Raw genomic sequence first — 11,228 nt, forward strand, 5'->3', positions numbered from 1 at the left:
CCGGTACACGGTTTCTGCGGTTGCCAGCGGCAGCGCCGCGTCGATGCGCGCGAGGGTCGCGCGCTGGCGCTCGGCGCGAGCGGTGCGGGTGGCGGGCAGGTCGAGTTCGGAGATGGTGCGTTCCACGACGATGTCGCATGCGGCGTCCCAGCGCGCAACGTCCACGTGCGGGCCGGGGTAGAGGTGCAGGAACACGTTGTGCAGCACGATGTGCAGATAGGCGCGAGTGAGTTCGGCCGGTTCCGCGGCGTAGAGGCGCGCGAGCGTTGCGGGGTCGAAGCGGATGTGAAGGCCGTCAGTGGCCAGCGTGGCATCGCGCACGGGGAAAGGGCGCAGGCGCGCGAACGCAGCGTTCATGAAGCGCAGGTTCACGAGCAGCGCGTTTTTCGCAAGGTCGAGCGCTTGGCGGGCAAGCGGCTCGACGGCTTCGACGGCCATGATGCTCCTTTGAACGAATGTGCGTGCGCGAAGCGCGTGCTTGCTTCGCGGCGGCTCTTGCCTTCGTCGCTTCCCGCAGTGTAGCATGGGGGAAGCCAAGGGTAAACAGGCTCGTTGCCGAGAGGTTTTTGGGAGGTAGCACAATACTATGATGGAGAACACGCTGGTCTATCATGGTGCTCATGCGCCGATCGAAGAATTGCTTGATCATGCGATCAAGAATCCGGTGCGCCTCGACGCGCGCGATGTGGAGGTTGTCGAGGCTGCGCGGGCGGTGGAGGGCGAAGTGTGGTCTCCGCAGCTTCCGGCTTATCGGGCCTGGGCTGCCGAAGGGGAAGCCGGCGACGTCGCGGGCGGTGCGGGTCGCGAGGGGGATCTGTATTCCGCAGGCGCGCTGTGGATGGGCGAGTTCGACGAGCTGCTTGCCCAGGCGGCCGAACGCGATGCCGCCGACGCGCAGGAGACGCCGCGCGCTCGTATGGAGGAAGGGCTCCGCGGAGCCGTGGGGGTGCGGCAGGTGCCCGGCGGATATGCCCTGACCGCGTTCGATCTGCGGAGATTCGCTGCGGCGGTGGGGCAGAGCGACGATTTGGCGGTTCTGCTGCCCGCGTACGTGGACGGGATCCCCGTGGTGCGCGTGGCCGTGGAAGCGTTCGCGCGCCGCTTCGTGCAGGGCGTGGGGGTGCTGCTTCTGGTGGTGCCCGACACGGTGGAGCATATCGCTGCGAACGCGTTCGCAGCGATGTCGGCGCAGCGGATCCATATCGGGCGCGGCGTAAGCCAGCTAGGAGAGCAGCGCTGCGATTTGGCGGGAGTCTCGCCGCGGTTGGCGCGCCGGGAGTATTCGGTGGATGCCGGAAACGCGCGCTATCTGGCGCGCGAGGGCAACCTGTTTTCGGACGGCGGACGGGAGCTCGTGTTCTTGGCCTCTCCGTACGGCGAGCGCGTGAGCCTGCCCGATGGGGTGGAGCGCGTGGCTTCGTCGGCGTTTGCGGACGGTTGCGAGCCCCCTGCGGTGGTGGACTGCTCGGCGGCGCTTGCGCGCGTTGACTCTCGCAGCTGGGACGACGCGGTCTGGCGCTGCCCGGTCGAGGCTCCCGCGTACCGCGCGCTTCGCAAGCGCGGCGTCCGTCTGGCGGGGCCGGCAGCCGTCGAGTTGGAAGGATGCTGGTACGACTTCGACGCGGAGGGCGCGGTGCTGGTAGCGGGGCCGCCGAAGCCGATATCGGTGTCGCGGCGCTTCGCCGAGCAGGCTGCGGTGCGCGCCGTGGCCGTGCGCGGCAAAGACGAGGTTGCAGACGATGCCGACGTCTGCGCGCTTTCGCCCGCTGCGGCGGCTGCCGAGGCGGCCACGGAGTTCGCGGCCTCGGGGGAAGCGGGCTCCACCGTGGGTTACGTGTCGGCCAGCGCGAGCGACGTGCTGGCGCTTCCGCGACAGGTGGAAGGGCGGCCGCTCGTGCGCATCGGCGTAAGGGCCCTGCCGTTCGCGCCGGCCTCGGTGGTGGTACCCGAAACCGTGCGCATCATCGAACGCGACAACGCATGCCGCGGCACGAAGCGCCTGATCCTTCCCGAAGGGCTGGTTTCCATCGGCGCGCACTGCTTCTGGTCGCGTAAGCTGGAGGGGCCCGTGCTTATCCCGGCGAGCGTGCGCTCGGTCGGGGAGGGCAGCTTCGAGTACGCGGTGTGCCGCCTGTCGCACGTGGGGGCGATCGTGCACGTGTCGGCCGATCAGCTGCTCACCTGCTTTCTGACGGACGCCTCCGACGGCGTTCCGTTCGACTTCGGGCGCTACGACGAGCTTCTGCGGTCGGGGAAAAACCTGCCCGATCGTTTGGGCGCGCTGCTGCACCGGCTGGCCGTACCCTACCGGCTCGCCGACGACATGCGCTCGGTTCTGGTGTCGCACCTGCGGGGCTACGGGCGCGAGGCCCAGGAGCGCATCGCGCGCGAGGGAGATCGGAACATGGTGGAAGCTCTGGTCAAGGCCGGTTTTATCGACGATGCCTCGTTCGATCGGCAGATCGAGCTTTTGCGCGCTTGCAACCGCACCGACTGCGTGGCGTACCTCATGGAGCATCATCGCGCCCAGGCCAAGCCGACGAGCGCGAAGGAGCGGTTCGCGCTGTGAGCCACGGCGCGTAACGCGCGTCGGAAAGGCGTGGACCCTGCGCTAGGTTTAAGCGGTTTGAGCGACTGGGCGAATCCGCTTCGGCGGCGCGCCCTCGCGCTGCTATACTTGATGGCTCTGGAACGAACGAGGCTGTAAGAGGTGCGCGATGATCGACGAGATCCAAGTTGAGAACCTGGCGCTGATCCGCGAGGCGACGCTGGTGCCGGCGCGCGGGCTGACCGTGCTCACGGGCGAGACGGGCGCGGGCAAGACGGCGCTGCTCTCGGCGTTGAAGCTGCTCATGGGTGCGCGCGCCGACAAAGACGCCGTCCGCGACGGCGAGGAAGCCCTCTCCGTGTCGGGGAGGTTCTACGGCGCCGTCTTTTCCGGCTTTGCGTCTTCCGACGATCTTGCGGGCCGGTCTTCCGCTGACGCGGTTGAAAGCGGGGAGGCGGACGACGGCGTTCCCGTCGAGCTGGTCGCCATGCGCCGCGTAACCTCGGACGGGCGTTCGCGCGTGTCCATCGACGGCCGCATGGCCAGCGTCGGCGAGCTGGCTCGCGCCATTGCTCCCACCATCGACTTGTGCGGTCAGCACGAGCACCAGCAGCTCATGAAAACGTCCCAACATGTTCGTATGCTCGATGCCTGGGCGGGCGACGCGGTGGTACAGGCGCGCACCGCCTACGAGGAGGCGTTCGCGACGGCGAACGCGGCGGCGGCCGAGCTGACGCGCGTGCGCGAGGCGGGCGAGGCGTCCTCGGCCAAGCTCGACGAGGCGCGCTTCGTGCTGCAGCGCATCGACGCGGTGGATCCGCGCGAGGGCGAGTACGACGAGCTGCTGGACGACCTCGCCCGCGTGGAGCATGCTGAGGCATTGGCTGTCGCTGCGAACGGGGCGCATGAGGCGCTTGCGGGCGAGCAGGGGGCCATCGACGCGCTGGGCAGCGCGGTGGCGGCGCTCGACGGTGCGGCGCGTTACGATGCCAAGCTGGGCGAGTTCGCCGACGCGTTGCGCGAGGCGGGCTACGTGTTGGAGGACATGGCGCGCGAGACGCGCGACTACCGCGAGGGCGTGGAGTTCGACCCCGAGACGCTGGCGCAGCAGCAAGAGCGCATGGCTTCGCTGCAAGGGCTCCTGCGCACGTACGGTCCGCGCATGGAAGACGTGCTGGCGCGTCGCGCCGAAGCGGCCGACCTCGTATCGCTCGTGGACGATGCCGCCGAGCGCGAACGCGCGGCGCAGCGGGAGCTCGACCTGGCCGAAGAGGCGCTCGCGCAGGCGGCGTCCGCGCTGGCCGACGCGCGCGCCGAGGCCGCCCCGCGGTTCGCCGAAGCCGTGACGGCGCAGATGGATCGCCTGGAAATGGGCGGGGCGCAGCTGGTGTGCGACCTCGCACCGCTCGAGCGCGTTCAGTGGACGAAGGCGGGCCCGCAGGCCGTGGAGTTCCTGTTCCGACCTGGCGCCGGCATGCAGGCGCGTCCGCTCGCGCGCATCGCATCGGGCGGCGAGGTCAGCCGCGTCATGCTGGCCGTGAAGGTGGTGCTGGGCGAGGTCGACGACGTGGACACGCTTGTGTTCGACGAGGTGGATGCGGGCGTGGGAGGTTCGACCGCCGTGGCGCTGGCCGACGTGCTGGCCGATTTGGCGCGCACGCACCAGGTGATCGTCGTCACGCACCTCGCGCAGGTGGCCGTCCGAGGCCAGGCGCACTACGTGGTGCGCAAGGCTGCGGGGGACGAGGGGGCCATGCCCGAAACCGACCTGCGGCAGCTGCCCGAAAGCGAGCGTCCCGCCGAAATCGCGCGCATGCTGTCGGGCGATGCTACCGAGACATCGCTTGCGCACGCGCGCGAGATGCTGGCCCGAGCGGCCGGATAGCCCAAGCGGGCGACTCGTTTTTCTTGCGTTCCGCGCCGTTCGCTGTTAGCGGCGATCCCCGTTGCGTTGTCTGCCGATGGCGGTTGTGCAGGAGATTTCCCCTGCGGTGCACAAAAAGATGCGACGTTTGACGCACGGGGCTGAGAAAAGGCGCGACAAAACGAAAGCGCGCTCCCTTGTTGGGAAGCGCGCTTCCTTGACCTGCTGTTTTCTTCGGCTGCTCGAATTGCTGCTGCAAGCTGCGACCGCGAAATATCAAACGTCGCGTCTTTTTGTGCAAAAAAGGACGCGTTTCGTGCAAGGACCCGCCGTGCTGGCGCTCGACGTGCCCTGTCCGTTGCCGGTGCCCTCTCTCGTTGGCTACGAGCGGTTGCTCCGCTTTTTCCGCGTGATCTGCATGGCGATCGCGCAGGTCAGCGTTACGCCGCCGGCGAGAAGCGCGATGCCCAGCGCAATTTGCGGCAGGGGCGCATCGCCCGTCGCGGCGAGTGCGGCGGCGTTCGCCGGTGCCTGCTTGGAGTCGGTCGTGCTTGGCAAGGGCTTGGGCGCATCGGGCTTCGACTCCGGCTTCGGTGCTGGAGTCTCGGGTTCCGGAGCGGGCGCCGGCGTGTCCGGCGTTGGGGGAACCGGGGGCGTGGGAGCCGCCGCGCCCTGCGCCGCGAGGAGCAACGGCCCGGTGACGACGCTCTTCTTGATCGCGATCGCGCCGGTGGCCGGGTCGTACGTGTAATCGGTGCCCGCGGCCAGTGCGAGCGTTTGCCCGTCGGCCGCCCCGCAGCGCACGTCGATCGCGTCGGGCAGCAGGTAGCCTTCGTTCGCGCTCAGCTGGTAGAGGTTCGCATCTGCGCCGTCCTTCTCGAACGCGGCGGTCAACGCGGCGGACGGTTCCGCCGGGAAGCCTGCAGCCGTGTTCTTCGGCATTGCGCTGGGTACCGCGGCAATGGACAGCCCGGTCAGGTTCGCGCGCAGCGGATACGCGCACGAGGTCACGGTGCCGCCCTGGTCGCTGATGACGTTCTCGAAGATACCGCCTTCGATGACGCCTCGGTTGGTCACGTCGCTAAGGAACGTGCCGCCTGCGATGGTTCCGTGGTTCGTCACGCTGCCGTTGAACGTGCCGCCCGTCAGGACGGCGTTGTTGTAGTCGGGGTCGGGATCGCCGTTGGTTACGGTGCCGTCGAACGTGCCGCCGGATATGGTGCCGCCGCCGGTGGTGGTGTCTTCGTCGTTGCTTGTCACGGAGCTGGTGGAGGAGAACGCGCCGCCCGCGATGACGCCCCTGCTGAGAATCTTGCCGCTGAACGTACCGCCTTCGATGGTTCCGAAGTTGTCTATTTCATCCGAGTTGAACGTGCCGCCTTTGATGGTGCAGGATCGGTTCTCGTCGGGATCGAACCTCATGTATCCGTTCTGCACGTATGCGTTGAATACGCCCTGACCTTCGATGGCTCCGCCGTTGTCCACTCCGATGTTGAACTCGCCGCCGCGTATCGTGCCGTCGTTGGTCACGTTGTTGTTTTCGCCGCCGTCGTTGAACGTGCCGCTCGAAATCACGGCGCCGTCGTAGTTGTTCACGTAGCCGTTGAACGTGCCTCCCGCGATGGCGCCGGCGCCGGCGTTGTTGGATGCGTTTTGCACGGTTCCGTGGAACACGCCGTCCTCGATGGTTCCCTGATTCTGCATGCGGCCGTTGAACGTGCCTCCGCAGATGGAGCCGCCGAGGTTGGAGCTGTTGCCGCTGTTCACCTCTCCGTTGAACGTTCCGCCGTTGATGGCGAAGCCTTTGAATATGTTCACGGACTCGTTGAACGTGCCGTCCTCGATCGCGCCGCTTCTCATCCCCATGACCATGCAGTCGAACGTGCCGCCCGTGATGGTGCCGGAGGAGGTGCTCACGTACGATTTTGTGGGATCGTTCGGGTCGCTGTTGAAGGTTCCACCTGCGATGATGCCCGCGTTTCCGATGCTTGCGGTGAACGCGCCGCCCCTGATCACGCCGCCCGCTTCGTTGCGCACGGCGAAACCGGACGTCTGCGACGCATCGACGAACGTGCCGTCCTCGATGACGCCCTTGTTCCGAAGGAGGTTCTCGCTCGAGACGTTGAGCGCGTGGCCCGTGAACGTGAACGCGTGCCCCGCGCCAAGCGTGAGCTTGCCGTCGGCGTACGTCCAGCCTTCTCCCGACGTGCCGATCGGCGCGCCGTCGGCGCCGATTTCGATGGTGACGGGAACAGCGCTCGCGAATGCGACGTTTGGGTCGAGCAGGCAGGCGAATGCGAGGGCGGTAGCAAGAGCGATCAGGCGTTTTCTCATGGGAGTTCCCTTCGGGCAGGTTAACGCTCAGATGCTAGCATGCAAGGGGAGTCTGTAGGCGACCGCTGCGAAAGCGGTGGGATGCGCTGCGAAAAAAGACGGCAGCCAAGCGGCTGCCGTCTCAGGGGAGCGAAAAGGGAAGGGCGCGTTAGATGGACGATGCCATCGCTTCGTCGTCGGGGAGCGCGGCGGCTTCCTCGGAGCGCTCCAGTTTCGACGCCGCTTCGGCGTCGCGCTCGGCCAGGTACTGCTGCATGGAGTAGTGCGTGATGTCGGAGCGGTTGATCACGCCCACCACCTGGCCCTCGTCCAGCACGGGCACCTTCTTCAAGTGGTTCTCGCCCAACACGCGACACACTTCGGGAAGGTCGGCATGCACGTCCACGCCGATGATGCCCTTCGCGCCGATGCTCTTCGCCGGCATGCCCATGAGCTCGTCGAGCTTGCGGGCGAAGTCCTGGTTGCCGCCGTCGGCGTCCACGGTCTGCATGATCATGACCACGGGGTCCATCAGCATCTGCGATCGCTTCGACAGGTAGCGCATGATATCGCCGTCGGATACGAAGCCCACGGCCTTGCCCTGTTCGTCTACCAGCGGGGCGGCGCTGATGTGCCGGTCCACCAGCACCTGCATGGCTTCGGCCATGGTGGCGTTGGCGGGCAGCGTGTACACGTCGCGCTTCATGATGGACTCCAGCACCGTGCGGCGGGAGTTGTCCCGATCCTTCTCGGCGGCCTCGCCCGGTTTGTTCTTCACCAGCGCCACGACCATGACGAAGCCGACGAGGCACAGCGCGCCGGCTAGGGCGAACGCCACGTCGATGCCGAAGATGCTGGCTTGCGTGGGAGTCATCGTCCGGGAGCTCATGTTCGTGGCGATAGTGGAGGCCGAAACGATGATGGCGGTGCCCAGCGAGCCCGCCACTTGGCGGAACGTGTTGTTCACCGAAGTGCCGTGGTTCACCAGCTCGTTGTCGAGCGCGTTCATGCCCCAGGTGGTGATGGGCATGTTCACCAGCGACAGCGAGAACAGGCGCACGGTGTACAGAAGGGTCAAGGTGATGATGCCGGTTTCGGTGCTCAGGAATGCGAAGCAGAACGTAGTCAGCGTGAGCACGCCCATGCCCACGAGCGCCAGCACGCGCGGTCCGTGCTTGTCGAACAGACGGCCGGCGATGGGCCCCATGGCACCCATGATGATGGCGCCGGGCAGCAACACGAGGCCGGACACGGTGGCGGAGTAGCCCATGAGCGACTGCAGGTAGATAGGCACCAAGATGCCTGCAGCCAAAAGCGCGCCTTGCACCAACATGCCAATGATCGTGGCGATGAGGAACTTGCGGTTCTGCAGCACGCGCACCTGCAGCATGGGCTTCTCCATCTTCAGCTGGCGTCGGAAGAAGAACACGAGCGCTACCGCGCCAACGAGCGTGCCGGCGATAGCGTCGGCACGCAGGCCGTAGGAGCCGATGGTGGACAGGCCGTACAATAGGCCGCCGAAACCCAGCGACGACAGGATGACGGAGGGCACGTCGAGCGTGACGTCCTTCTTCGTTTCGCCGCCCTTCTGCAGCACGAACGCGCCGATAAGCACTACGACGGCCGACAGCGCGGTGATGATGTAGAACATATCGTGCCAGGTGTAGCGGTCGATGATGACGCCCGCCACGGTGGGGCCGATGGCGGGGCCGAACGCGATGACGATGCCGAACAGGCCCATGGCCGTACCGCGCTTGTCCACGGGGAACGTCCACATGAGCACCGTCATCACAAGGGGCATGAGGATGCCCGCGCCGGCGGCCTGCACGAGCCGGCCCAGCAGCAGCACGACGAAGCTGGGACCCCAGCCCGCAAGGAAGCTGCCCAACGTGAAGATAACCATGGACACGAGGAAGAGCCGCTTGGTGGTGAAGCGGTCCGTCAAGAAAGCCGTGATGGGGATCATGATGGCGTTCACCAGCGTGAAGCCGGTGGTGAGCCACTGCGCCATGGAGGCGTCGACGCTCATCTCGGTCATGACCGACGGCAGCGCCGGGGCGACGACGGTCTGGTTCAGAACCGTCACGAACGTGCCGAACACCAGCACGGCCAGCATGACGATCTGCTTGCGCGTTAAACCCATATACCTGTTCCTTCCGAATGTGCGCTGCGAACAAAAACGCCTTTGAAGGGGAGCTTGCAGCTAACCCGACTTCAAAGACGCCCGTTGTCATGCGGTTGACGTGATTTACACTCAGTATAAATATTCATTCGGTAGATGAAAAGTGCTCGGCAGTAAAGTTGTGGTACCCTGCACCGAAACGGCACATCGCGGCGATGAAAGGGTGCGCGCAACGTGGAACAGACAAAGCCGTCGGCGGAAGGCCTGCGGTATCGTAAGAAGCTCAAAGCCAGGCTTTCGGTGGAGCGAGCGGCGTTAGAGCTGGTCATCGAACGGGGCTACGACGGCGTGACGGTAGAGGACATCTGCGCCCGTGCCGAGATCTCCAAGAAGACGTTCTTCAACTACTTCCCATCGAAAGCGGCCGCCATCATGGGTCGTCTGGACTCGTTTCCCGACGACGAACAGCTGGTTCGCATCCTCGAAGAGCATAGCGAAGCCTGCTACCTCGACGTGTTGGTCGGCGTAGTGGGAACGGGCGCCGCTTCGGGCGTGGACGAGGGCATTGTGAACCTGCGACGCGAAGCGCTGCGCTCCATGCCTCAGCTGTTCTTTCAAGGTCAGCGCGACATATTGGCTATTCAGCGCTCCATGGCCGACGCTTTGCGCGCGCATTTAGCCGAGTGCCCCGAACGGCGTATGCTGACGGATCGCTCGGTGGAGGAGGAGGCGCTTGTGGCGTCGTCGACCGCTATCGGCCTCGCCCGCACTCGCTCAATGCTGACCGTGTGCGGCGATTTGGAGCCGTCGGCGGCCGAAACGCGCCGCCTTGTCGCCGCGTACCTGTCGGCCGGCGACAAGGCGTGTCAAGGGGACGGGTGATTTGACACGCTTTGATGGTATCAAGGGAATGGTGCCAAAGGGGCGTGTGTCAAGACACCCGTCCCTTTGGCACGCCGGACACGTCCGACGGATGCTGTGAAAAACTTCTTGACAGCTTTTCCTAACACTGTGCTATAGTTTGCGCCACAACTTAATACCTTGAAACCGATGAGGCGAAGGTCAAGCCGTCATGAGCACTCACAGAGAGCGGGCGCAGCTGGGATTCCCGCAGTAAGCTGGATGGTAAATGGATCGCCGAGGGAAAGGGGAAAGGAAGGCGCGGCGCGCAAGCGGCCGGGCTGACCGAGTATCTGGACCGTGAGCCTGCGTTAAGGGCAGAACATGTGTTGGCATGTTCGTGAGAGGGTTCTGCATCGCGGAATCAACTGTGAAGGTGGCACCGCAGGTTTACAAGACCTGTCCTTCGATGAGAAGGACAGGTCTTTTTCATTGCGGGGGCGCACAGCGCCGAGGCCATGAGGTTGATTGCGCGGAGTGATCCTCGTCCGCGAAGTTCGTGCCGGCAAACCAGACGCCCCGGGAGGGGCACGCGACCGGCGGGGACTCCGCCAAGAGAGGATTGAGGAACATGGAACAGCAGATCAAGCGCGAGGTTGCGACGCAAACGGCGACGGCAGGCGAGGCGTCAGCGCCGCGCAAGCGCGAAGTGGCGGCGGCGCCGAGCAGGGCGGGCCTGTCCACGCAGGACCTCATCCTCATCGCCGTGCTGCTGGCCGCGGGCGCGGTGCTCAAGCTGACGGTGGGCTCGCTGCTCTCGTCGATGGGCATGAAGCCGAACTTCATCATCGCGATGTACTGCCTGGCCATCATCCTGACCCGTCCGAAGCTGGGACAGGCCCTGGTCATCGGCCTGCTGGCCGGCCTCATCTGCCAGATCCCCCTGTTGAACGCTACGCCGCTTCTGAACATCCCCTCCGAGGTCCTGGGCGCGCTCGCCTGCGGCTTGCTGATCAAGGTGCCCCTGCGCATCGGCGGCAAGCTCGACCTCAACCCGCTGGTGAACACGTTCGTCTCCACGGTGGTGTCCGGCGGCACCTTCGCCCTGCTGTCCGTCTACATCAACGTGGTGTCCACGGGCGGCGACGTCATGGTGGCCCTGGCCACGTACGCCGCCATCGTCTTCGGCACCGCCACGTTCAACTGCATCCTCGTCCAAGTCCTGGCCATGCCGCTGAAGAAGGTGCTGAAGCGCTAGGGTTTCGCCGTTCTCCGAACGGCGAAACAGCCCGCCTCGCTGACTCACTACGCCAACCTGCGACCCCAGAAAGACTCTTTCATGATCAAGATACGCGACTTCACGTTCCGGTACCGCGAGGGCGACCGCCCGGTGGTCAGCGGCATAAACCTCGACATTCCCGACGGCGCGTTCGTCGGGATCACCGGGGCGGCCGGCTCGGGCAAATCCACGCTGACCTACGCGCTGAACGGCATCATCCCGCATTGCTATCCGGGCGACTTCTAGGGCTGCGTCGTCGTCG

Annotated in this window: 8 protein-coding genes; 5 read left to right on the plus strand and 3 right to left on the minus strand. The window is 65.7% G+C overall.

What is annotated here, in order from left to right; all coding sequences use genetic code 11:
• A partial coding sequence (locus ACMO6A_RS00930; RefSeq protein WP_418470658.1) for a DUF2201 family putative metallopeptidase occupies positions 1 to 438 on the minus strand: 438 nt, incomplete at its 3' end.
• Positions 439 to 586: 148 nt separating this feature from the next.
• On the opposite strand from ACMO6A_RS00930, the gene ACMO6A_RS00935 reads away from it, so the two are divergent.
• Both ACMO6A_RS00935 and recN read left to right on the plus strand, forming a co-directional pair.
• Positions 587 to 2,569: a leucine-rich repeat protein gene (locus ACMO6A_RS00935; RefSeq protein ID WP_009609452.1), complete on the plus strand. Its 1,983-nt coding sequence runs from the start codon at positions 587 to 589 to the stop codon at positions 2,567 to 2,569.
• Between the two features lie 148 nt (positions 2,570 to 2,717).
• Positions 2,718 to 4,433: a DNA repair protein RecN gene (gene recN / locus ACMO6A_RS00940; protein ID WP_009306619.1), complete on the plus strand. Its 1,716-nt coding sequence runs from the start codon at positions 2,718 to 2,720 to the stop codon at positions 4,431 to 4,433.
• A gap of 360 nt (positions 4,434 to 4,793) precedes the next feature.
• Here recN and ACMO6A_RS00945 read toward each other — a convergent pair whose 3' ends face one another.
• Both ACMO6A_RS00945 and ACMO6A_RS00950 read right to left on the minus strand, forming a co-directional pair.
• Positions 4,794 to 6,746, minus strand: a complete 1,953-nt coding sequence (locus tag ACMO6A_RS00945; protein WP_015761217.1) for a hypothetical protein — start codon at positions 6,744 to 6,746, stop codon at positions 4,794 to 4,796.
• 148 nt (positions 6,747 to 6,894) lie between these two features.
• Positions 6,895 to 8,868: an MDR family MFS transporter gene (locus ACMO6A_RS00950; RefSeq protein ID WP_114519733.1), complete on the minus strand. Its 1,974-nt coding sequence runs from the start codon at positions 8,866 to 8,868 to the stop codon at positions 6,895 to 6,897.
• 213 nt (positions 8,869 to 9,081) lie between these two features.
• On the opposite strand from ACMO6A_RS00950, the gene ACMO6A_RS00955 reads away from it, so the two are divergent.
• The 3 genes from ACMO6A_RS00955 to ACMO6A_RS00965 all read left to right on the plus strand — a co-directional run bounded on the left by ACMO6A_RS00955 (position 9,082) and on the right by ACMO6A_RS00965 (position 11,212).
• Complete coding sequence (locus tag ACMO6A_RS00955) at positions 9,082 to 9,729, plus strand: TetR/AcrR family transcriptional regulator (protein WP_015761215.1); 648 nt, start codon at positions 9,082 to 9,084, stop codon at positions 9,727 to 9,729.
• A 589-nt stretch (positions 9,730 to 10,318) separates the two neighbouring features.
• Complete coding sequence (locus tag ACMO6A_RS00960) at positions 10,319 to 10,945, plus strand: tryptophan transporter (protein WP_009306615.1); 627 nt, start codon at positions 10,319 to 10,321, stop codon at positions 10,943 to 10,945.
• 81 nt (positions 10,946 to 11,026) lie between these two features.
• Positions 11,027 to 11,212, plus strand: coding sequence for an ATP-binding cassette domain-containing protein (locus tag ACMO6A_RS00965; RefSeq protein WP_418470659.1), 186 nt, complete (start codon positions 11,027 to 11,029; stop codon positions 11,210 to 11,212).
• The last annotated feature ends 16 nt before the right edge of the window (positions 11,213 to 11,228 follow it).

The organism is Eggerthella sp., from assembly GCF_048329335.1.
GTDB classification, from domain to species: domain Bacteria; phylum Actinomycetota; class Coriobacteriia; order Coriobacteriales; family Eggerthellaceae; genus Eggerthella; species Eggerthella lenta.